The sequence below is a fragment of the Leisingera sp. SA215 genome (assembly GCF_055902035.1).
This window is the reverse complement of record NZ_JBVVXU010000013.1, coordinates 80,452-101,549: the sequence shown is the minus strand read 5'-3', so window position 1 is coordinate 101,549 and position 21,098 is coordinate 80,452. Positions and strand designations below refer to the sequence as shown.

Annotated in this window: 19 protein-coding genes and 1 tRNA gene; 13 read left to right on the top strand and 7 right to left on the bottom strand. The window is 64.1% G+C overall.

The genetic code is table 11. The features are described 5' to 3' along the window. Positions 1-425: 425 nt before the first annotated feature. Positions 426-1,685, top strand: a complete 1,260-nt coding sequence (gene trpB, locus AC0KW6_RS14960) for a tryptophan synthase subunit beta (RefSeq protein WP_323778046.1) — start codon at positions 426-428, stop codon at positions 1,683-1,685. A 77-nt stretch (positions 1,686-1,762) separates the two neighbouring features. Here trpB and AC0KW6_RS14955 read toward each other — a convergent pair whose 3' ends face one another. Together AC0KW6_RS14955 and ychF are read right to left on the bottom strand one after the other, a co-directional pair. Next, positions 1,763-2,140 carry a DUF2237 family protein gene (locus tag AC0KW6_RS14955; RefSeq protein ID WP_323778045.1) on the bottom strand — a complete coding sequence of 126 codons (378 nt, stop codon included), beginning with the start codon at positions 2,138-2,140 and terminating at the stop codon, positions 1,763-1,765. 174 nt (positions 2,141-2,314) lie between these two features. After that, on the bottom strand, positions 2,315-3,412 hold the full coding sequence (ychF, locus tag AC0KW6_RS14950; RefSeq protein ID WP_323778044.1) for a redox-regulated ATPase YchF: 1,098 nt from the start codon (positions 3,410-3,412) through the stop codon (positions 2,315-2,317). Between the two features lie 205 nt (positions 3,413-3,617). Between ychF and AC0KW6_RS14945 the strand changes: the two genes are divergently transcribed. From AC0KW6_RS14945 to AC0KW6_RS14915, 7 genes are all read left to right on the top strand, one after another. Next, positions 3,618-4,115 carry an acyloxyacyl hydrolase gene (locus AC0KW6_RS14945; RefSeq protein WP_323778042.1) on the top strand — a complete coding sequence of 166 codons (498 nt, stop codon included), beginning with the start codon at positions 3,618-3,620 and terminating at the stop codon, positions 4,113-4,115. A gap of 93 nt (positions 4,116-4,208) precedes the next feature. After that, positions 4,209-5,000 (top strand): tryptophan synthase subunit alpha, encoded by a 792-nt coding sequence (gene trpA / locus AC0KW6_RS14940; RefSeq protein ID WP_323778040.1) that lies wholly within the window; start codon positions 4,209-4,211, stop codon positions 4,998-5,000. 216 nt (positions 5,001-5,216) lie between these two features. After that, positions 5,217-6,383 (top strand): alpha-hydroxy acid oxidase, encoded by a 1,167-nt coding sequence (locus tag AC0KW6_RS14935; protein WP_323778059.1) that lies wholly within the window; start codon positions 5,217-5,219, stop codon positions 6,381-6,383. A gap of 126 nt (positions 6,384-6,509) precedes the next feature. Then, on the top strand, positions 6,510-7,151 hold the full coding sequence (locus AC0KW6_RS14930) for a 50S ribosomal protein L25/general stress protein Ctc (protein ID WP_474035298.1): 642 nt from the start codon (positions 6,510-6,512) through the stop codon (positions 7,149-7,151). Positions 7,152-7,285: 134 nt separating this feature from the next. Next, positions 7,286-8,527 (top strand): NAD(P)/FAD-dependent oxidoreductase, encoded by a 1,242-nt coding sequence (locus tag AC0KW6_RS14925; RefSeq protein ID WP_474035297.1) that lies wholly within the window; start codon positions 7,286-7,288, stop codon positions 8,525-8,527. Positions 8,528-8,602: 75 nt separating this feature from the next. Next, positions 8,603-9,280 (top strand): aminoacyl-tRNA hydrolase, encoded by a 678-nt coding sequence (gene pth / locus AC0KW6_RS14920; RefSeq protein ID WP_323778035.1) that lies wholly within the window; start codon positions 8,603-8,605, stop codon positions 9,278-9,280. Positions 9,281-9,296: 16 nt separating this feature from the next. After that, on the top strand, positions 9,297-10,217 hold the full coding sequence (locus tag AC0KW6_RS14915; protein ID WP_323778032.1) for a nucleoside hydrolase: 921 nt from the start codon (positions 9,297-9,299) through the stop codon (positions 10,215-10,217). Between the two features lie 254 nt (positions 10,218-10,471). Here AC0KW6_RS14915 and AC0KW6_RS14910 read toward each other — a convergent pair whose 3' ends face one another. After that, on the bottom strand, positions 10,472-12,529 hold the full coding sequence (locus tag AC0KW6_RS14910) for a putative bifunctional diguanylate cyclase/phosphodiesterase (protein ID WP_474035296.1): 2,058 nt from the start codon (positions 12,527-12,529) through the stop codon (positions 10,472-10,474). An 803-nt stretch (positions 12,530-13,332) separates the two neighbouring features. Between AC0KW6_RS14910 and AC0KW6_RS14905 the strand changes: the two genes are divergently transcribed. Beyond that, positions 13,333-13,422: transfer RNA gene (locus AC0KW6_RS14905), tRNA-Ser, on the top strand. Positions 13,423-13,638: 216 nt separating this feature from the next. Here AC0KW6_RS14905 and AC0KW6_RS14900 read toward each other — a convergent pair. From AC0KW6_RS14900 to AC0KW6_RS14885, 4 genes are read right to left on the bottom strand one after another with little or no spacing between them, the layout of a single operon-like run. Beyond that, positions 13,639-14,421: an arginine deiminase family protein gene (locus AC0KW6_RS14900; protein WP_323778028.1), complete on the bottom strand. Its 783-nt coding sequence runs from the start codon at positions 14,419-14,421 to the stop codon at positions 13,639-13,641. A gap of 4 nt (positions 14,422-14,425) precedes the next feature. After that, on the bottom strand, positions 14,426-16,030 hold the full coding sequence (locus tag AC0KW6_RS14895; RefSeq protein ID WP_474035295.1) for a 5-guanidino-2-oxopentanoate decarboxylase: 1,605 nt from the start codon (positions 16,028-16,030) through the stop codon (positions 14,426-14,428). After that, complete coding sequence (locus AC0KW6_RS14890) at positions 16,027-17,211, bottom strand: pyridoxal phosphate-dependent aminotransferase (RefSeq protein ID WP_323778024.1); 1,185 nt, start codon at positions 17,209-17,211, stop codon at positions 16,027-16,029. The genes AC0KW6_RS14895 and AC0KW6_RS14890 overlap by 4 nt, the downstream gene beginning before the upstream one ends. Next, on the bottom strand, positions 17,208-17,855 hold the full coding sequence (locus AC0KW6_RS14885) for a TetR/AcrR family transcriptional regulator (RefSeq protein ID WP_323778022.1): 648 nt from the start codon (positions 17,853-17,855) through the stop codon (positions 17,208-17,210). The genes AC0KW6_RS14890 and AC0KW6_RS14885 overlap by 4 nt, the downstream gene beginning before the upstream one ends. Before the next feature lie 96 nt (positions 17,856-17,951). Here AC0KW6_RS14885 and AC0KW6_RS14880 point away from each other — a divergent pair, with 96 nt between their 5' ends. The 4 genes from AC0KW6_RS14880 to AC0KW6_RS14865 are packed head-to-tail and all read left to right on the top strand — an operon-like array spanning position 17,952 to position 21,066. Then, positions 17,952-18,749, top strand: coding sequence for an ABC transporter ATP-binding protein (locus AC0KW6_RS14880; RefSeq protein WP_323778020.1), 798 nt, complete (start codon positions 17,952-17,954; stop codon positions 18,747-18,749). Between the two features lie 38 nt (positions 18,750-18,787). Beyond that, a complete protein-coding gene (locus AC0KW6_RS14875; protein ID WP_474035294.1) occupies positions 18,788-19,552 on the top strand; it encodes a transporter substrate-binding domain-containing protein in 765 nt (254 codons plus the stop codon). Positions 19,553-19,561: 9 nt separating this feature from the next. After that, positions 19,562-20,308 carry an ABC transporter permease gene (locus tag AC0KW6_RS14870; RefSeq protein WP_474035293.1) on the top strand — a complete coding sequence of 249 codons (747 nt, stop codon included), beginning with the start codon at positions 19,562-19,564 and terminating at the stop codon, positions 20,306-20,308. Next, on the top strand, positions 20,305-21,066 hold the full coding sequence (locus tag AC0KW6_RS14865) for an ABC transporter permease (RefSeq protein ID WP_323782286.1): 762 nt from the start codon (positions 20,305-20,307) through the stop codon (positions 21,064-21,066). The genes AC0KW6_RS14870 and AC0KW6_RS14865 overlap by 4 nt, the downstream gene beginning before the upstream one ends. The last annotated feature ends 32 nt before the right edge of the window (positions 21,067-21,098 follow it).

The following is a 21,098-nucleotide window of genomic DNA, read 5'->3' as shown; positions in this document are numbered from 1 at the left end:
ACAGGCCTGCGCTTCATCTTTTCACAAGTACTCACTGCGCAGCGGTGGCCCCCGGATGCCTCATCAGGGGTGTTGCGCCGCTTGCGCACGCTGCCCTCATCCCATCTTAAACAGCCTCTGCCATAGTCTCCCCGATCGCGGTCACCGCCGGGCCTGACACCCCCGGCATCCAGGAACAGGGCCCCAATCCTTGGGGCGTGCAGAGACATTGTTTAGCACCCGGGCGGATGCGCCCGCCCGCCTCCGCCTATTGGCGGCGCCGCCAACTTTATCCTCCTGATGGTCAGGACCGGCAGCAAGCAGCAGCAATCAGAAATTCCGGCAGGGCAGCGGCCTTCGCCGGATGAACCTGCTTGCCAAAGTCCTCTTTACCCGGCCTGCGGCGCGCTATAGTCATTGCGGGCGCTGCGAGAGAGGGAAGAACCATGGCCGACGATCTTTTCAACAGCTTCATGAACGGTCCGGATGAACAGGGGCGTTTTGGCATCTTTGGCGGGCGTTTCGTCTCGGAGACCCTGATGCCGCTGATCCTGAGCCTGGAAGAGGAATACAACCGGGCCAAGGATGATCCGGCCTTCTGGGCAGAGATGAAGGATCTGTGGACGCATTACGTCGGCCGCCCCAGCCCGCTGTACCACGCCGAGCGCCTCAGCTGCGAGCTGGGCGGCGCCAAGATCTATATGAAGCGCGATGAGCTGAACCACACCGGCGCCCACAAGGTGAACAACGTGCTGGGCCAGATCCTGCTGGCGCGGCGCATGGGCAAGACCCGGATCATTGCCGAAACCGGCGCCGGTCAGCATGGCGTGGCCACCGCCACCGTCTGTGCCAAGTTCGGCCTCAAATGCATCGTCTACATGGGCGCCCATGACGTGAAGCGGCAGGCGCCGAACGTGTTCCGCATGCGTCTCTTGGGCGCTGAAGTGATCCCGGTCACCTCAGGCCGCGGCACCCTGAAGGATGCGATGAACGACGCGCTGCGCGACTGGGTGACCAATGTGCGCGACACCTTCTATTGCATCGGCACTGCCGCCGGCCCGCACCCGTACCCGGCGATGGTGCGCGATTTCCAGTCGATCATCGGCAAGGAGGTCCGCTGGCAGCTGGCCGAGCAGGAAGGCGAAGGCCGCCTGCCGGACACCGTGATCGCCGCGATCGGCGGCGGCTCCAACGCCATCGGCCTGTTTCACCCCTTCCTGGATGACCCCTCGGTGAACATCATCGGGGTCGAGGCCGGCGGCAAAGGTGTGGATGACCGGATCCAGCACTGCGCGTCGCTGACCGGCGGCCGTCCGGGCGTCCTGCACGGCAACCGCACCTATCTGCTGCAGGACGACGACGGCCAGATCCAGGAAGGCTATTCGATCTCCGCGGGCCTCGATTATCCCGGCATCGGCCCGGAGCATTCCTGGCTGCATGAATCGGGGCGCGCCGAATATGTCTCGATCACCGACAAGGAAGCGCTGGAGGCCTTCCAGGTCAGCTGCCGCACCGAGGGTATCATCCCGGCGCTGGAGCCGTCGCACGCGCTGGCCCATGTGATGAAGATCGCGCCCAAGCTGCCCAAAGACCACATCATCGTGATGAACATGTGCGGCCGCGGCGACAAGGATGTGTTCACCGTCGCCAAGCACCTTGGGTTCGATATGTCCGATACCGAAGAAGGCCGCAGCTTCGAGGAATAACGGCGGCATCCCCGAGATACGAAAGGCGCCCTGCGGGGCGCCTTTCTTGTTGGCGGCCTTCACCTTCAGCGCGCCGCTCAGGCCGGGTCGGCGGCGTAGCTTTGCAGAACGCTCAGCGGCACAATCTCCAGCGCCCGCTGATGGGTCGCTTCCAGATGCACCTTGGGGGCGCAGCCCTCATCGGCCGCCTGCAGGAACCGCGCCGCGCACAGGCACCAGCGGTCGCCGGGCTGCAGGCCGGCAAAGCCGAACTCGGCCCGCGGGGTGGAGAGGTCGTTGCCGACATATTTCGAGAACGCCAGAAACTCTGCGGTGGTCACAACGCACACCGTGTGGCTGCCGTGATCCTCGGTGCAGGTGTTGCAATGCCCATCACGGAAGAAGCCGGTCACCGGCGCGGTGGAGCAGGGCGCCAGCGGGCCGCCCAGAACATTGATGCTGTTATCTTTTTCCATGCTGCACCTTGTCCATATCGCATGCGGGTTAATGGTAGCGCGATTGCGCTGCCAGTCCCGGTAATTCCGGCGTGAAGTGTCCGGCGCGCACAGGATTGCCCCGGCAGGCCGCAAAATGCAATCCGCCCGCCAGATGACCTGACGGGCGGATGAAAATCAGGCTGGCAACCCGGCTCAGGTGTTGAACAGGAAGTGCAGCACGTCGCCGTCTTTGACGACATAGCTTTTGCCTTCGGCGCGCATCTTGCCGGCTTCCTTGGCGCCTTGTTCGCCGTTGCAGGCGATGAAGTCGTCATAAGCGATGGTTTCGGCGCGGATGAAACCCTTTTCGAAATCGCCATGGATCACCCCGGCCGCCTGCGGCGCCGCGGTGCCGGTGCGGATGGTCCAGGCGCGGGCCTCTTTCGGGCCGACGGTGAAATAGGTCTCCAGATGCAGCAGTTCATAACCGGCACGGATCAGCCGGTCCAAACCTGCCTCTGCCAGCCCCATCTCCTCCAGGAACATCTGGGCTTCTTCCGCTTCCAACTGGCTGATCTCTTCCTCGATCTGGGCCGAGATGATCACATGGGAATTGCCCTGCGCCGCGGCCATTTCGGCCACTTTGGCGGACTGCGCATTGCCTTCGACCGATTCGGATTCGCCCACGTTGCAGACATAAAGCACCGGCTTGGTGGTCAGCAGCTGCAGCATCTTCCAGGCCTTGGCGTCCTCGGCGTCCACCTCGACCAGGCGGGCGGGCTTGCCGTCCTCCAGCATCGCCTGGGCGGCGGCCAGCAGGCGGTCCTGCTGCTGGGCTTCCTTGTCGTTGCCCTTCAGCTTGCGCACCAGATTGGCGCGGCGTTTTTCGATGCTTTCCAGGTCCGACAGCATCAGCTCGGTCTCGATCACCTCGGCGTCCGCGACCGGGTCGACACGGCCGTCCACATGGGTCACGTCGCCATCTTCGAAACAGCGCAGCACATGGGCAATCGCGTCGGTTTCACGGATGTTGGCCAGGAATTGGTTGCCCAGGCCCTCGCCCTGCGACGCGCCTTTGACCAGGCCGGCGATGTCGACAAATGTCATCCGGGTCGGAATGATCTGTTTGGAGCCGGCAATTGCTGCCAGCTTGTCCAGACGCGCGTCCGGCACACCCACTTCGCCCACATTGGGCTCAATCGTGCAGAACGGAAAATTGGCCGCCTGCGCCGAGGCGGTTTTGGTGAGCGCATTGAACAGCGTCGATTTGCCAACATTCGGCAGGCCGACGATTCCCATCTTAAAGCCCATACCGGCCTCCTGATACCACTTGGGAGCCGCTTCTAGGCAGCATTGGGCTTGCGCGCAAGGCAAGGATGGCTGACAGAGGTGCCGCAATCGCCCTCTGTGCGCTGCCGCACAGGGAGCCTTCCAGTTGCTTTTTCGTGAGGTGGCTAGGAAAATCAGCTAGTAAAAATATCTTAGGTAAAGAAAATAAAATTGCGAGGGGCAAGAAATGAAACAGACAGCTTTGCTGGCAGCAGCGTTCTGTGCTGCCACTGCCATGCCTGCCGCAGCCCAGGAAGTGACGCTGGGGCTGGGCCATTCCAATTATTCCCGTGCGGGGTCCGAGGACAGCGCGCTGTTCGCGGTCGAGTATCTGCACGCGCCGTTCCACGAGGGGCGGCTGCTGTCGGCGCGGTTCGGGGCCGCGCTGGAGGTGCAGGAGGCCGGCGATGTATTCGCCGGTGTCGGCATCAGCGGCGTGATCGGCCTGAACAACGACTGGTTCATCGAGACCAGCGTGATGCCCGGGGCCTATCACGAAAGCTCGCAGGGCAATGATCTGGGCTCCGGCTTTGAAATCCGCAGCCTGCTGGCGCTGGGTAAACGGTTTCACAATGGCAAGGCGGTGTCGCTGGCGCTCAGCCATAAATCCAACGCCTCGACCGCAGATCAGAACCCGGGCGTGAATTCGCTGTCGCTGCGCTGGCACATTCCGCTGGGCCGCTGAGCGGTGCATTCCCGGGCCTGCACGCGGCCCGGGATTGATTTCCCGCGCAATATTCGGCACATCATGGCGGAAACCTGAATAAAAGGCCCGCCCATGACCCGCATTGATGCCAAATTCGCCGACCTGAAAGCCGCCGGAAAGAAAGCTTTTGTCACTTATGTGATGGCGGGCGACCCGGACTATGAAACCTCACTTGAGGTGGTGAAGGGATTGCCGGCCGCGGGTGTGGACATCATCGAGCTGGGGCTGCCGTTTACCGATCCGATGGCAGACGGGCCAACCATTCAGCTGGCCGGGCAGCGGGCGCTGGACGGCGGTATGACGCTGGAGCGGACGCTGCAGCTGGCCGCCGATTTCCGCAAAGGCGATGACACCACGCCGATTGTGCTGATGGGCTATTACAACCCGATCTACAACCGCGGCGTGGACAAGTTCCTGGAGGATGCCAAGGCCGCGGGCATCGACGGGCTGATCGTGGTCGACCTGCCGCCGGAAGAGGATGGCGAGCTGTGCATCCCGGCGCAGAAAGCGGGGCTGAACTTCATCCGGCTGGCCACCCCGACAACCGACGATGCGCGCCTGCCCAAGGTGCTGCAGAACACCTCGGGCTTTGTCTATTACGTGTCGATCACCGGCATCACCGGCGCGGCCGAGGCCGAGGCCGGCGACGTCGGCCCCGAGGTGGCCCGCATCAAGGCGGCCACCGATCTGCCGGTCATCGTCGGCTTTGGCATCAACACGCCGGAGAAGGCGGAGAAGATCGCCTCGGTCGCGGATGGCGCCGTGGTGGGCAGCGCGATTGTCAGCCAGATTGCCGCGGAAAAATCCCCGACAGAGGTGCTGGCCTTTGTGAAATCGCTGGCGGACGGCGCGCATCGGGGCTGAGCCTTCTCCAAGCAGAGCATAGGGCAGCGTCCGACCCTGGGTGGGTGCTGCCCGGAGTGCCGCCGGGCGGACCCTCGTCGGCACCGCAAATCGAACTTTACAAACCGCGCCTCCGGGCGCGGTTTTTGCGTTTCAAGCCTGCGGCAACGGCGTCGTTGCCTTTTCTGGGGCTGATTGGTAAAGAAACTTTACCAAATGAAAGCGGGAGAGACTCCGGTGCCGGTGATCACCAATATCGACGACCTGAAGCGCATCTACGAACGCCGCGTGCCGCGGATGTTTTACGATTATGCCGAAAGCGGCAGCTGGACCGAGCAGACCTTCCGCGAGAATACCTCGGATTTCGAGCAGATCCGCCTGCGCCAGCGGGTGGCGGTGGACATGGCGGGGCGGACGACCGCCAGCCGGATGATCGGTCAGGACGTGGCGATGCCGGTGGCGCTGGCGCCGGTGGGGCTGACGGGCATGCAGCACGCCGACGGCGAGATCAAGGCGGCGCGGGCGGCCGAGGAGTTCGGTGTGCCTTTCACGCTGTCGACCATGTCGATCAACTCGATCGAGGAAGTGGCGGAGGCGACCTCCAAACCGTTCTGGTTCCAGCTTTATACCATGAAGGACGAGGATTATATCCGCCGCCTGATCCAGCGGGCCAAGGATGCGAAATGCGCGGCGCTGGTGATCACGCTGGACCTGCAGATCCTGGGTCAGCGCCACAAGGATCTGAAGAACGGCCTGTCCGCGCCGCCGAAGCTGACCCCGAAAACCATTGCCAACCTGATGACCAAATGGACCTGGGGCCTGCAGATGCTGGGCGCCAAGCGGCGCAATTTCGGCAATATCGTCGGCCATGTGCAGGGCGTCTCGGATACCTCGCAGCTGGGCGTCTGGACGGCCGAGCAGTTCGACCCGTCGCTGGACTGGGGCAAGATTGAAAAGCTGATGGAGATGTGGGGCGGCAAGGTGATCCTGAAGGGCATCCTGGACGCCGAGGATGCCCGCATGGCCGCCAAGCTTGGCGCCGACGCCATCGTCGTGTCGAACCACGGCGGGCGGCAGCTGGACGGGGCACTGAGCTCGATCCGGATGCTGCCGGAGATCATGGATGCGGTGGGGGGAGACGTCGAGGTGCATCTGGACAGCGGCATCCGCTCCGGCCAGGACGTGCTGAAGGCGCTGGCGCTGGGCGCCACGGGCACCATGATCGGGCGCGCCTTTGTCTATGGGCTGGGCGCGAGGGGCCAGAAAGGCGTCACCGAGGCGCTGGAGGTGATTCGCAAGGAGCTGGACACCACCATGGCACTGTGCGGTGAACGCTCGGTCGGGGCGCTGGGGCGCCATAATCTGCTGGTGCCGCAGGATTTCGGCGGCTGCTGGCAGGAATAACGCGGCCCCGCCGCCGGGCAGGGGGCTTTGCCCCTTCCCATATTCCGGTTTCCGGTCTATAGGCACGGCTTCACGCGGGGTGACAGCCTTGGAGGCACCCCGCCCTAGATATATTGGAGAATAGACATGGCAAAAGAGATTCCTGATCTCGTCGCCGAAGTACGTGCGGGGACGGGCAAGGGCGCCGCTCGCGCTGCGCGCCGCGCAGGCATGGTACCGGGCGTTGTTTACGGTGGCGACACGGATCCGGTTGCGATCCAGATCCCGTTCAACGTGCTGCTGAAAAAGCTGAAAGCGGGCCAGTTCAAGTCCACCCTGTGGAACCTGAAGGTTGACGGCCAGGAAGACGTGCGGGTGATCTGCCGCGACGTTCAGCGCGATGTGGTGAAGGACCTGCCGACCCACCTCGACCTGATGCGTCTGCGCCGCACCTCGAAAGTCAACCTGTTCATCCCGGTTGAGTTCATCAACGAGGAAGACGCCCCCGGCATCAAGAAGGGCGGCATGCTGAACGTGACCCGCCCCGAGGTCGAGCTGGTTGTGACCGCCGGCGACATCCCCGAGAAGCTGGTTGTCGATCTGGCAGGCCTGAACATCGGTGACGTTGTCACCATTTCGTCGATCGAGCTGCCGGCCGGCGCCAAGCCGACCATCGACCGCGACTTCGTGATCGCCAACATCGCCTCCCCGGGCGGCCTGACCGCGTCTGATGACGAAGACGGCGAAGGCGAAGAAGCCGAAGCCGAAGCAGTGGCTGCCGAAGAATAAGAACCTCACCCATCCGGGTAAGGTTGGCGGGCTCCCATCGCGGGGGCCCGTTTGCGTTTGAACGGCGCAGCAAACGCGATTGACTTTCCGCCGTGCCAGTGTCCCATTCCGGTCAAGAGGCAGGAGGGAGACAGATGGCGGATTATGATATTGCCGTTGCGGGCGCGGGCGCCGTGGGCGTTTGCACCGCGCTGTGGGCGCAGATGCGCGGGCATCGGGTGCTGCTGGCGGATCCGAACCCGCCGGGATCCGGCACCAGTTACGGCAACGCCTGCACCTTGGCGACCTATGCCTGCCTGCCGGTGAATGACCCGTCGGTGCTGACCTCCCTGCCGCAGCTGATGTTCTCCAGGGACAGCCCGCTGTCGCTGTCTTTTTCCCACGCGCTGTGCAATCCGCGCTGGATGCTGTCCTTTCTTGCCAATTGCCGCGCAGCACCCTCGCGCCGGATTGCTGCCCATCTGGCCGATCTGCTGTCGCATGCCGACGCCGGGATCAATCCGCTGATCGAGGCCGCAGGCGCCCAGGATCTGGTGGTGGAGCGCGGCCAGCTGTCGGTCTGGTCCACCGCAGCAGCGGCCGAGGCTGCCACCGCGGGGCTGGAGCACCGCCGCAGCCTGGGCGTGCCCTGGCGCGAGGTGGCGCCGGATGACGCGCTGGAAATGGAGCCGGGCCTGCGGCTGCCGGTCAAACGCGCGGTGCATTTCCATGCCGCCCGGCATCTGCGCGATCCGCTGGACTTCATCACCCGGATGCACCAGGCCTTCACGGCGCTGGGCGGTACAACGCTGACAGCGGCGGTTGTGGCGGTAAAGGCCTCTGCCACCGGGGTGGAGCTGCAGGCGGAGGGCCAAAGCCTGACCGCGAACCATGCGGTGATTGCCAGCGGTGCCTTTTCCGGGCGGATCAAGGGGGCGGGGACGGAGCAGCTCCCGTTGGGGACCGAGCGCGGCTATCACCTGATGTACAGGGATCAGGCGCAGCGGGTGACCCGGCCGGTGGGCTGGTCCGAGGCCGGGTTTTACGCGGTGCCGCACGCGCAGGGGCTGCGGCTGACCGGGACGGTCGAACTTGCAGCGCTGGACGCGCCGGCAAATCCGCGGCAGCTGGCCTATATCGCCCGAAAGGGGGCAGAGATGCTGGGGGCGCTGCCGGAACCGGACAGCAAATGGCTGGGGTTCCGCCCGACAATGCCGGATTCGCTGCCGGTGATCGGGCGCAGCCCGCAGTCGGACCGGGTGATCCATGCCTTTGGCCATCAGCATATCGGCCTGACCCTGGGCGGCATCACCGGGCGGCTGGTCGCGGATCTGGCGGAAGGGCGGCAGCCCAACATTGATCTGGCGCCATTTGCAGCGGACCGGGCCTATGGCTGAGCGGGCAGGCACCTCTGGATTCCGGGCGCCGGATAGGGCATTACCCGGGTTTACAGCAACGCAGACGGGCATGTTATGAAACTCTTTGTGGGGCTGGGGAATCCCGGTCCGAAATACGAGCGCAACCGCCACAACATCGGCTTTATGGCGCTGGACCGGATCGCCGCGGACCACGGGTTCAGCCCTTGGAAGGTCAAGTTTCAGGCAATGATCTGCGAAGGAAGCCTCGGCGGTGAGAAGGTGCTGCTGCTGAAGCCGCAGACCTTCATGAACCTGTCCGGCCAGTCGGTGGGCGAGGCGATGCGGTTTTACAAGCTGACACCGGCCGATGTGGTGGTGCTGCATGACGAACTGGACCTGGCTCCGGGCAAGGCGCGCATGAAGCAGGGCGGCGGCCATGCCGGCCACAACGGTCTGCGCTCGATTCATTCGCATATCGGCGCCGACTATGCGCGGGTGCGGCTGGGGATCGGCCATCCGGGCCACAAGGACGCGGTGGCGGGCTATGTGCTGCGCGATTTTCCCAAGGCGGATGAGGGCTGGCTGGACGATGTGATGCGCGGCATTTCAGACGGGGCTGCGGAATTGGCCAAGGGCGATGGCGGCAAGTTCATGAATGCGGTTGCGCTGCGCGTCGCGCCGCCGCGCAGCTCTGCCGCCAAGCCGAAGGCGGAAGCGAAGAAACCGGTCCAAGACGAGCCGGCGCCCGACACCCGTTCCGCGATGGAAAAGCTGATGGACAAGTTCAGATAACCCGGGAGACAGGCTGATGGTGAAACTGATTATCGACACCGATCCGGGCATCGACGATGCGATGGCGATCTTCTATGCCGCTGCGGCGCCGGATATTGAGCTGCTGGGGCTGACCACGATCTTCGGCAATGTGACCACCGCCACCGCTACCCGCAATGCGCTGCGGCTGCTGGAGGCCGCCGGGCTTGATGTGCCGGTCGCTGCAGGTGCCGCAGCGCCGCTGGTGCTGCCGCCGTTCACCCCCTCGGCGCATGTGCATGGCGCGGAAGGCTTTGGCGATATCCCGGCGGCAGCGCCCAAGGGTGCGCCGCTGGACGAGGACGCCGCGGAATTCCTGTGCCGCATGGCGCGTGAGCACAAGGGCGAGCTGGTGGTCTGTCCGATCGGCCCGCTGACCAATATCGCGCTGGCAATGCAGAGCGACCCGGAGTTCATCGGGAACGTCAAATCCATCGTGGTGATGGGCGGCTCGCTGGAAGAGGGCGGCAATATCACCGGCCATGCCGAGGCTAATATCTATCATGACCCGCATGCTGCGGACGTGGTCTGCCAGGGCGGGGACAAGGTGGTGTTCGTCGGGCTGGACGTTACCCACCGGATCCTGTGCCGGCCGGAGGATTTTGCCGCCATCGCCGCCAAATCGCCGCAACTGGGCGGCATGCTGCAGCAGATGTCGCATTTCTACCTCAAGTTCTATCTGGAGGTCGCGGGCAAGACCGGCTGTTCGCTGCATGACCCGGCGGCGGTGATCGCCTGCACCCACCCGGAGCTGTTCGGGATGCGCAATGTGCCGCTTGCGGTGTCCTGCGAGGGCGAAACCTCAGGTGCGACCCTGGCTGCAGCGGACAGCGGCCGGGCGCCGGTCAAGGTCTGCATGGCGGTGGAGGCGGACGAGGTGAAATCGCTGTTTCTGCGGCGCTTGGCCTTGTTGCCGTAAACCGGGCGCGGACTTGCGGCCGCAGCCCGGGTGTTTCTCTTTGCGGATCCTGCCGGAACCAGCCTGATGCTGTGATCAGGGGCAACCGTAAAAACAAGGTGCGCTGCTCCGCGGTCGGGGGCAAGCTTGCGTTCGCAGCTGGCGGCCTCACGGTCTGGTGCGATCGGGAAATGGTCCGGGTGCCGCTGCCGGCCGGCAAGCGCGGCCGGCAGCCGGGAGACAGGCCGGTATCGCCTGTCAGCCCTGGGCCGGCATCATGCCCGCTTGGGCTGGGTGGCGTCGAGGTTCTGCCACGCGATCAGCCGCATTTCGCTTTGGCTCATGGGGCGGCCAAAGTAAAACCCCTGCACCGATGTGCATTTCTCTTCCTGCAAGAAAATCAGCTCGTCTTCTTCCTCCACACCTTCGGCAAGGACGGGTATCTTCAAGGCCGCCCCCAGCAGCAGTGTCGAGCGGACGATTGCGGCGCTCTGCTCATTCTTATGGACGCCGCGCACGAAACTGCGGTCGATCTTGATCTTGTCAAAGGGGAAGGTCTGCAGGGTGGCAAGCGATGAATAGCCGGTGCCAAAGTCGTCCATCGCGATCCGGACGCCGTAGCTTTTCAGCTGATGCATCACCTTCAGGGTATGGGCCTGGTCGTCGATAATGCTGGATTCGGTGATTTCCAGCTCCAGCCGTTCGGGCGACAGGCCGGTCTCCAGCAGAATATCCATGACATCTTCGACAAATGAGGGCTGCACGAGCTGCTGCGGGGCGACGTTCACAGCCACCTGGTAGGGATGCGGCCAGCTTGCTGCCTCGGTGCAGGCGGCTCTCAGTACCCAATGCCCGATTTCCCGGATCAGGCCGGTCTCCTCGGCAATCGGGATGAATTCGGCCGGTGACACGCGGCCACGCGTCGGATGGTTCCAGCGCAACAGGACCTCGAAACCGAGCGGATCCAGCGTGTTCAAGTCGTTCTGCAGCTGATAGGCCAGTTCAAACTGGCCGCCAGCGCCGGCTTGGCGCAGATCATGAACAAGCTGCAGCTTGTCACGGCTCTGACGGTCCATTTCCTCGCTGAACCGGCAGATACTGGCGCCGGGCTCGGATTTGGCCCGGTACATCGCCAGATCGGACTTATGCAGCAGGTCCCGCGGATCGCGGCCGTCCGTCAGGCTGGTGGCAACGCCGATAGCTGCGCCAACCCGCACCGAAATATGATCGAGGTCGATCGGGTCGATAATGGACGCGTGGAGGCGCTCGGCAAAGGCCAGCACCTGTTCAATCCGCCGGAAGCCCTGCTTGACCGCCACGAATTCGTCACCGCCAACCCGCGCGATGTGCTCGTTCGGACCCTGCTGGCTGGTCAACCGTCCGGCGACGGCCTGCAGCACCTTGTCCCCGACGGCGTGCCCATGCAGGTCGTTAACCTCCTTGAACAGGTTCAGGTCGATGGTGAGAATCGCGGCGCGCTCGGTCTTGTCGGCCTGCAGGCGCTGGTGCAGGCCGGTCAGATACTGGGTTAGCCACATGCGGTTCGGCATCGATGTGAGCGGGTCATGCAATGCGGCGTGTGCCAACTGGTCGCGTGCCTCGCTTTCAAGGTTGGTCTCGATGCTCGCGGACGCAAAGCCGACCAGCAGGATGAGCCCCATGACGCCGAAAATCAGCATGCCCATGGTGGTGTCGGAGATGACTTTCTGCGGTACCTGGATCAAGGGGCTGAGACGGACTTCGATCGCGCTCATGCCGGTGAAATGCATCGCACAGATAGCACAGACCAGCAGGGCCGAAGCAATGATCCAGTTCCGCCGGTTGCGGTTACTGCGAACGATGAAGCGGTAGCCGCAAGCTGCCAGGCCGGTGCCGGCCAAGACCGACGCGGCCAGATATTCCGGCGCCCATTCAATGGCGCCGGGAAGCAGATAGGCTTGCATCCCGGTGTAATGCATGGCGGACACCGCGAGGCCAAACGCCGCGCCGGCGGCAGATGCGGTATACCCTCTCTGTCCAAAGGCAAGAATGGAGTTTGCGATCAGCACGCCGAGCACGGCAATCAGCAGTGAAACCCCGGTGACCAGCGGCTCGTAGCCAGTTTCAAAGCCAGGCTCATAGGCCAGCATGGCGATGAAATGGGTGGACCAGATCGTTGCGCCGGCAATCATGCTGGACAACCCCAATTGAACCAGCCGCCGCCGCCCGCTGGTGCCATTCAGCCGGCTGGTCAAGCGCACGGAAAGACTCGCCCCGACAACGCAGACGAGAGCTGCCACCGCAACCAGCCCATAGTTGTGCTGCAGCGTGATACAGTCCAAAATTCGGTACATCAGAAGCCTCAAAAAAAAATGTCATTTAAGGCTCAGTCATTTCATCGAAAGCTTAACGAAAAACAAACCGGATCCAGTGCTGAACGCCGATAAATAACTGCATTTTCTTAGTTTTTTTGATTGTCAGTTGGATTGGATGCAGCGGAAAACGGCTCAGAACCATGCCCGGCGGTTGGCGGCCATGCAGCCGGTGTCAAGTCCTGCAGTTACGCCAGGGCCAGGTGGGCCGTAAGCGCCTCGACGATGCCCTCCCGCCGCCCTGACGCAGGCTGTGCAGGTCCTGCTGTTGAAGGAGGCAGGACAGGACGGCAAAATGGACCTCGCCTTGGGCCGCTCAACAGAGGGCAGGGCGGGCAGAACCGGGTTTTTGGTAGGGCGGTCAGGCCGGCGTTTCCGAAGCCGGCGCGGACTTCACCCAGCCCGAAACGCCGCAGCGGCGCCGGGAAAGCGAAAGCTCTGCAAGCGCCGCAGTTCCGGAAAATCCGGCACCGGCCAGCCGTGCCCGCCAGGGTAAGGATCCGCTGCTGTCATGGCGGGAGCTCCTTCTGGCGGGGAAACCGCCTCGTCCTTCGCGTCACGGAAATCTGAAAAAAGGGCGTGCTGAAGCGCGGGAACCGCGCTCGCGACGCTGGGACCGGCGTGGCCCCAAGGCGCGAAGCCGCGTGAGGAAATTGACAGAATCCTTCCCGCGACCGGTGCTTTCGGGGGGCCGATTTGGTGGTCAGCAGGCTTTCGAGTCGGATCTCAAAAAAGTTCGTTTTTCGCCTTGTAAGCCCTGAGCTTATGCGGATATACGGGTCAGCGGAGACGTGGCCGAGTGGTCGAAGGCGCTCCCCTGCTAAGGGAGTAGGCCCGGAAGGGTCTCGAGGGTTCGAATCCCTTCGTCTCCGCCAGAAACCTTGTTTCTGGTCCCTGACCGTGCGAGATGCCCATAGAAAGCCCGGCATCTGGTTCGAAACCACCCACAAGATTTGCAGGGCAAAATGCGGGGTGAAGTGTGGATGGCTCGTCGTCAGATCATAGTGCGTGGTAAGCAGTCCGCCCCAGGGGGCCGCGCAGCCTGGCTGGCCGCCGCTGCGCGGAAGACGGACGGGCCGCCGACGCCGGGATCAGAAGCGCAGGGAGAGGCAGGACATGCCGCCGTCCAGTTTGGCGCAGTCGGTGTTGTCGATCTCGACGACCTCGTAACCTGCCTTGTCGAGCATTTCGGCGGTGCGCGGGAACCCTGCTGCCATCAGCACCAGATTGTTGAACCGGATGGCATTGGCGGCCGCTTCCTCGCCCTCGGCGACATGCAGCACCCGGTAGCCTTCGAAGCAGCCTGAAGCCTCCAGGCGTTTGGTGGACAGGATCGTCTCGGCGTCCATCAGCGAGCAGTCGGTCTTGAAGTGCAGCACGCCTTCGGGGGTGAAAACTTCGCGCAGGCAGTGGCCCCATTCGGCGGCAATCGCGGCCAGTTCGGCGACGCCTGCGGCATCAGTGCGGTCGGACCGTCCGACCAGGATTTCGCTGCCGGTCACCAGGATGTCGCCGCCTTCGATATGGCCGGGGCCTTTGATTTCGCGGACATTTTCGTAGCAATCGCGCAGTGTCGGTGCCATTTCAGCCACTTCGCCCAGCCGCGATGGCGCGCCGGGGCGCATCAGGATGGCGCCCTGGGGCAGGCACAGGGCGGTGTCCTCAACGAACTGGGCGTCGGGGAAGGCGACCAGCGGCGCCAGCTCGATCACCTCGGCGCCGGTACTGCGCAGGGCGGCGACATAGGCTGCGTGGGCGGCGAGCATGCTGTCCAGATCCGGGTTGCCGATGTCCTCGGCCCGCAGGCCGTTGGCAATGGTAGAGGCAGGGCGGCGGGTGATGGCCCGGCTGAACTCAAAAGAGGGGTTCTGCATGAGGTTACTCCTGACCCGGAACAGGTCCGGTGATGTCGATTTCAAGAATGGACGGGGTGCCGCTGCTGTTGGCTGCGGTAAGGGCGGCAGCGATGGCCTGCGGGTCCATCGGCGCACGGGAGCAAGGGATGCCGAAAGAGTGCGCGGCGGCAGCAAAGTCCGGCGGGGAGGGGTTGCAGCCGACGATGGGAACGTTCACCGCCTCCATCGAAGTTGCGATCTCGCCATAGCCGCGGTTGTTCCAGATAACGAAGGTGACGGGCAGGTTTTCGTCCGCGGCGGCCATGATCTCGGGCAGCGAGAACTGGGCGCCGCCGTCGCCGGCGATGCAGATGACCGGGATGCCGGGGGCTGCGATGGCGGCTCCGATGGCGGCGGGAATGCCATAGCCAAGCGCGCCGTAGCCGGTGGCGGCATTGAACCAGCCGCCGGGGCGGTCGTGGTCGTAGTAGAGGTTGCCGGCATAGATCGGCTGGGTGGAATCGCCTACCATAAGCGCGCCCGGCACCGCTGCGCGCATGGCGTTCAGCACTGCGACCTGGGCGCGGTAGTCGGGGCCGATTTCCTCAAATGCGGCGGCGCGGGTGTGTTCGGCACGTTCGGGGCCCTTGGCTTGCTTCGGCGCGCCGGTGAGCATGGTCAGCAGCGCGGCGGCGGCCTCGGCGGCGGATCCCGGAACTGCCAGTTCCGTATCATGCCGGGCCAGCTGATCCGGGCAGATGTCCACGCGGATCAGCCCGGCCATCCGGGGCAGGCTGCCGGTTGCGTACATGTCGTAGTCGGTTGGGCCCAGCTCGGTTCCCAGCGCCAGCACGCAATCCGCCTCTTCGATCAGACCGCGGACGGCCTGCAGGCTGGGGCTGGCCGGAACTGTCAGCGGATGGCCGTGCATCAGGCCGCGGGCGTTAACCGTCTGCACCACCGGCGCGTCAAGGTGTTCGGCCAGGGCCTGGAGCTCTGCGCCTGCCGTTTTCGCGCCGCCGCCGGCCAGGATCACAACTTTGGCGGCTGCCGAAAGCCTGTTTGCCGCCTGCGCGATCAAAACGGGGTCCAGCCGCGGCCGGGCGGCGCGCGATGCGGCCGCGCTGTCCTCAGAGGCGGTGCCGGCCACGTCCAGCGGGATCTGGATATGGGTGGGGCCGGGGCGGCCTGCGGCGAAAGGGGCAAAGACGCGGTCCAGCGCTGCGTCCAGGTCTGCGGGGGCGGCAACATGTTCCGAGGTCAGCGCCACGGTTTCCGCCAGCGCGTGCTGGTCCGGCAGCTCGTGCAGGTGGCCGTGGCCCTTGCCGAGCGTTGTGCCGGCATTGACGCCGGAGACCACCAGCATCGGCACCGAATCCGCTCGCGCCTGGGCCATCGGGGTCAGCGTGTTGGTAAGGCCAGGGCCGGTGATCACAAAGGCGACGCCGGGCTGGCCGGAGACCCGGGCATAGCCGTCGGCCATGAAGCCTGCGCCTTGTTCGTGGCGCGGGGTGACGTGACGGATGCCGGACCCGGCAAGCCCGCGGTACAGCTCCACCGTATGCACGCCAGGGATGCCGAACACGCAGGTGACGCCGCGTTCCTTCAGACCCGCCACCAGGGCCTCGCCTACTGTTGTCTTGGTCATGCGACGCTCCTGGTCTTGCGGTTTGCGTGGGCGGTGATCCGGTCCAGCGCAGTGGCAAAGCTGCCGTCGTCGATGGTGAGGGCAACACGCACCCAGTTTGTGAGGCTGTCGCCGAAGGCGGAGCCGGGCATGACGGCGACGCCGCTGTCCAGCAGATCCCAGGCATAGGCATCACCGTCCATGCCGGTGGCGGAGACGTCGATCAGAGCAAACATGCCGGCCTTGGGACGGTGGACACGCAGTTCGGTTTCGCCGTGCAGCCGCTGTAGCAGCAAATCGGTGCGGGCGGCAAAACGGGCAGCCATGCCGGGTGCCACCGGGGAGCCATCGCGCACGGCCTTTTCGGTCATGTCGGCGATGAAGGGCTGGTTGCCGAACAGCATGGTTTCCGACACCGGCAGCAGCGCGGTGCAGAACTCGGCCGGTCCGGCGCACCAGCCGCTGCGGAACCCCGGTGCGGCGTGGGATTTGGAGATCGAGGAGACTGCGATTACCCGGTCTGCGAGCGCCGGATCAGAGAGCGGCGAGACAAACTCCGCCCCCTCGAACACCAGATGCTCGTAAACCTCGTCGGAAAGGATCCAGAGGTCATGCTTGAGGGCCAGTTCACCGATTTCGCGCAGGTCTTCGGCGGTCAGGATGGCGCCCGTGGGGTTGTGCGGGGTGGTCAGCAGGATGGCACGGCTGCGCGGCGTGATGCGCGCGGCCAGGTCGCTGGCCTGCATCCGGAAACCGGCCTCAGGCCGCAGCGGCACCGGCACCATCTCCGCACCCGAGGCGCGGATGACGCCCTCGTACGTGGCATACATCGGGTCGCCCACCAGCACCTCGGTGCCGGGTTCCGCAACGCCCTGCAGCACCGCATAAAGCGCAGTCTGGGTGCCGGGGAAGCAGAGGATGTTCTCCGGCCCGAAATGACGCCCGCGGCTGGCGGAATAGGCGTCGGCCAGTGCGGCGCGCAGGCGGGTCTCGCCGCGGCCGTCGGAATAGCCGGTGCGGCCTGCCTGCATCGCCCGCGCGGCGCTTTCTATCAGGTCCGGCGGGGTGGGCACATCCGGCTCGCCGATGGTCATCTCGACCAAATCGGCCCCCGCTTCGGCCAGCTGCCGTGCTTTCAGGTGGACTTCCCATTTGCCGCCGCCCAATCCGGCCAGCCGTTCGGTAATTGCTGTCAGCCTCATGACGTTTCAGCCCCTTGTTCCAAATTCAATCCTGTCATTGCGGCAACCGATTGCCGTCCGATCTCTTCCAGTTCCCCCGGTGCGAAAGCGTCGGGCAAAGCGCCGCCTTCCAGCCACAGCCCGTCGATCAGCGCGTTGCAGGCAATCGCCAGCTGGCGCAGCCGCGCGGGCGGGGCGGGGCGGCCCGCTTCTTCCAGTGCGGCGGTGATCAGCGCCTGCAGCTGGTCGCGGAAATAGGCATAGGTGCGTTCGTGTGTTGCCTTCATCTGCGGATCCTGCTGCACCTTGTTGAGGAAGCTGGCCCAAAGCGCGATGGCGCGCGGATCCACCACCGGCGGCGTCAGCGAGGCCGTCACAAAGGCCGTGAGCCGGGCCAGTGCCGACCCCTGAACACCCGATGCCGGAGCAAATGTCTGATCGCTCATGAAGGTCATGTGGTGTTCATAAGCGGCGGTGATCAGCTCTTCCTTGGAGCTGAAGTAATGCCGGATCAGACCCTGGGTCACGTCTGCGCGTTCGGCAATTCCCCGCACCGTTGCCCCGCGCACGCCGTTTTCCGCCACCAATTCCAGTGTGGCCAGAATCAGCGCTTCCTTCCGCGCTTCGGCGGATTCGCGTTTGAATTTGCGGCGCTCGTCGGTCACCTCAGCTCCTGTTTTTGCCTGGCAGAGAAATTATACGCTTGCATAATTACGCGAGTCGCGGCTTACTGCAATCGGAAAATTCGGGAAGACGCAAGAATGGACACAGCCGCTGCTGCCTCATCAGCTTTGGAAACTGACGCGCGCCGCGAGGCGATCCGGGTTGAGGATCTGCACAAGTCGTTTGGCAATCTGGAAGTGCTGAAGGGCGTGTCGCTGACCGCCCATCAGGGCGATGTGGTGGCGATCATCGGCGGCTCCGGTTCGGGCAAATCGACCATGCTGCGCTGCATCAACTTTCTGGAAACGCCGAGTTCGGGCAAGATCGTGATCGGCGGCGAGGACGTGGTGATGCGCAGCGATGGCACCCCTGCCAATCAGAGGCAAATCGAACGCATCCGGACCAAGCTGGCGATGGTGTTTCAGCAGTTCAACCTGTGGACCCACCGGACCTTGCTGGAGAATGTGGTCGAGGTTCCGGTGCATGTGCTGAAGGTGCCCAAGGCGGAAGCCATCGCCCGCGCGCATGAGCTGCTGAACCGCGTGGGCCTGGGCGGCAAGGAAGATACCTATCCCGCCTATCTGTCAGGCGGTCAGCAGCAGCGGGCCGCGATCGCCCGGGCGCTGGCGGTGGACCCGTCGGCGATGCTGTTCGACGAGCCGACCTCGGCGCTTGACCCGGAACTGGTGGGCGAGGTGCTGACGGTGATCCGCGATCTGGCTGCCGAGGGGCGCACCATGCTGCTGGTGACACATGAGATGAAATTCGCCCGCGAAGTCGCGAACCACGTTGTCTATCTTTACCAGGGCCGCATCGAAGAGCAGGGGCCGCCTGCCGAGGTCTTTGGCAATCCGCAATCAGAGCGGCTGAAGCAATTTCTGAGTTCGGTCGCCTGATCCACTACCACCAAAATAAAAACAACTGGGAGAAGAAGATGAAACTGAAAGCATTGCTTGCCGCCGGGGTCGCTGCCGCAGCCCTTTCCGCCGGTGCCTCTGCTGCGGAGCAGGTCAAGATCGGTATTGCCGCAGAACCTTACCCGCCGTTTGCCTCGCTCGACAGCTCGGGCAACTGGACCGGTTGGGAGGTCGAGGTAATCGGCGCGGTCTGCGCCGCGGCAGAACTGGACTGCGCGATCACACCGGTGGCTTGGGACGGCATTATCCCGTCGCTGACCGGCCAGCAGATCGACGCCATCATGGCCTCGATGTCGATCACTGAGGAGCGGCTGAAGACCATCGATTTCAGCGACCCCTATTACAACACCCCGGCGGTAATCGTGGCGGATAAGTCGATGGACATCGCACCGACGCCGGAGTCGCTGGCAGGAAAAGTCGTTGGCATCCAAGCCTCGACCATCCACCAGGCCTATGCCCAGGAATACTTCAAAGATGCCGAGCTGAAGGTCTATCAGACCCAGGATGAAGCCAATCAGGATCTGTTTGCGGGCCGTATCGACGCGACCCAGGCGGACAGCATCGCGATGGCGGATTTCGTGAACTCCGACACCGGCAGCTGCTGCGAGATCAAGGGCGCGGTTGCGGATGATCCGGCAATCCTGGGCCGCGGTGTGGGCGCGGGCGTGCGCAAGGGCGACGATGCACTGCGCGAGGCGCTGAACAAGGGCATTGCGGCGATCCTGGCCGACGGCACCCACGAGAAGATCACCGCCAAATACTTCACCACCAGCATCTACTAAGGCGCTGCTGTGACCGGACTGTTCGAATTACTGGGCCTTGGCGCCAGCGCGGAGCTGCTGTCGCTGTCGGGCTGGGGCGGCAATCTGCTGCGCGGGCTTGCCAACTCGCTGCAGATTGCTTTTGGCGCCTTTGGACTGGGGCTGGTGATCGGGCTGTTCGGAGCCTATGGCAAACTTTATGGCGGGAAGGTCACACGCGACCTTCTTGCCATTTACACCACGGTGATCCGGGCGGTGCCGGAATTGGTGCTGATCCTGATCCTCTACTACGTCGGCAGCGATATCATCAACAAGATCTCCGAGGCGGTGGGCGGCGGCCGGGTCGAGATCAACGGCGTCGCGGCCGGCATCTGGGTCTTGGGCGTGGTGCAGGGGGCCTATGCCACCGAAGTGCTGCGCGGCGCCATCAAGGCGGTGCCGGTGGGGCAGATCGAGGCGGCGAAATCCTATGGTATGCCCGCCCTCATGATCATGCGGCGGGTGACGATCCCGGCGATGATGAGCTTTGCGGTGCCGGGGCTGGCCAATCTGTGGCTGATCGCCACCAAGGACACCGCGCTGCTGGCGGTTGTGGGCTTCAACGAGCTGACGCTGGAAACCCGGCAGGCGGCCAGCAGCACACGCGCCTATTTCACATTCTTCCTGGCGGCAGGGTTCCTGTACCTGATGGTGACGCTGTGTTCCGGCGCGGTGTTTGCCCGGGTTGAGAAATGGGCGCGGCGCGGCCAGCCCTCGCTGAAGGGGGGTACGTCATGACCGGCCTGAAGGAGCTGATGCAGCCGCACCGTATCGTGATGATGATGGTCTTTGCAGGCCTTGCCGCCTGGTGTGCGATGTCGCTGCGCTGGGACTGGATCCCGCAATATACGCCGCTGGCGCTGGAGGGGCTGTGGACCACGATCTGGATCCTGGCAGTTTCCACCTTTATGGGCTTCATGCTGGCGGTGCCGCTGGGATTGGCGCAGGCCGTGGGGCCGTGGTACCTGTCTATTCCTGCCCGTACCTTCTGCACCATCATCCGCGGTACGCCGCTGCTGTTGCAGATCTGGCTGCTCTATTACGGGCTGGGTTCGCTGTTTCCGCAGTTTCCCTGGATCCGCTCGTCCGAGCTGTGGCCCTACCTGCGGCAGGCCTGGCCCTATGCGGTGCTGGCGCTGACGCTGTCTTATGCGGGCTATGAGGGTGAGGTCATGCGGGGGGCGTTTTCCAGCGTTGCCAAGGGACAGCTGGAGGCGGCGAAGTCCTTTGGCATGCCGCGCTTTACCATGTTCCGCCGGATCTGGCTGCCGCAGGCGATCCGCAACGTGCTGCCGACCCTGGGCGGCGAGACCATATTGCAGCTGAAGGCGACGCCGCTGGTGGCGACGATCACGGTGGTGGAGATCTATGCGGTGTCCTCGCGGGTGCGCTCTGACACCTTTATTGTCTATGAACCGCTGCTGCTGCTTGCCGTTGTTTATATGGCGATTGCGGGGGTGATTGCCTTTGCCTTCCGGCGGTTTGAAAAGGGCTGAATTGCCAGGCGCCTAGCCCGTTTTGCGCTGGG

Excerpts from the sequence above, each read along its gene's own strand:
- trpB (WP_323778046.1), top strand. The coding sequence starts at position 426 with ATGGCCGACGATCTTTTCAACAGCTTCATGAACGGTCCGGATGAACAG.
- AC0KW6_RS14955 (WP_323778045.1), bottom strand. The coding sequence starts at position 2,140 with ATGGAAAAAGATAACAGCATCAATGTTCTGGGCGGCCCGCTGGCGCCC.
- ychF (WP_323778044.1), bottom strand. The coding sequence starts at position 3,412 with ATGGGCTTTAAGATGGGAATCGTCGGCCTGCCGAATGTTGGCAAATCG.
- AC0KW6_RS14945 (WP_323778042.1), top strand. The coding sequence starts at position 3,618 with ATGAAACAGACAGCTTTGCTGGCAGCAGCGTTCTGTGCTGCCACTGCC.
- trpA (WP_323778040.1), top strand. The coding sequence starts at position 4,209 with ATGACCCGCATTGATGCCAAATTCGCCGACCTGAAAGCCGCCGGAAAG.
- AC0KW6_RS14930 (WP_474035298.1), top strand. The coding sequence starts at position 6,510 with ATGGCAAAAGAGATTCCTGATCTCGTCGCCGAAGTACGTGCGGGGACG.
- AC0KW6_RS14925 (WP_474035297.1), top strand. The coding sequence starts at position 7,286 with ATGGCGGATTATGATATTGCCGTTGCGGGCGCGGGCGCCGTGGGCGTT.
- pth (WP_323778035.1), top strand. The coding sequence starts at position 8,603 with ATGAAACTCTTTGTGGGGCTGGGGAATCCCGGTCCGAAATACGAGCGC.
- AC0KW6_RS14915 (WP_323778032.1), top strand. The coding sequence starts at position 9,297 with ATGGTGAAACTGATTATCGACACCGATCCGGGCATCGACGATGCGATG.
- AC0KW6_RS14910 (WP_474035296.1), bottom strand. The coding sequence starts at position 12,529 with ATGTACCGAATTTTGGACTGTATCACGCTGCAGCACAACTATGGGCTG.
- AC0KW6_RS14900 (WP_323778028.1), bottom strand. The coding sequence starts at position 14,421 with ATGCAGAACCCCTCTTTTGAGTTCAGCCGGGCCATCACCCGCCGCCCT.
- AC0KW6_RS14895 (WP_474035295.1), bottom strand. The coding sequence starts at position 16,030 with ATGACCAAGACAACAGTAGGCGAGGCCCTGGTGGCGGGTCTGAAGGAA.
- AC0KW6_RS14890 (WP_323778024.1), bottom strand. The coding sequence starts at position 17,211 with ATGAGGCTGACAGCAATTACCGAACGGCTGGCCGGATTGGGCGGCGGC.
- AC0KW6_RS14880 (WP_323778020.1), top strand. The coding sequence starts at position 17,952 with ATGGACACAGCCGCTGCTGCCTCATCAGCTTTGGAAACTGACGCGCGC.
- AC0KW6_RS14875 (WP_474035294.1), top strand. The coding sequence starts at position 18,788 with ATGAAACTGAAAGCATTGCTTGCCGCCGGGGTCGCTGCCGCAGCCCTT.
- AC0KW6_RS14865 (WP_323782286.1), top strand. The coding sequence starts at position 20,305 with ATGACCGGCCTGAAGGAGCTGATGCAGCCGCACCGTATCGTGATGATG.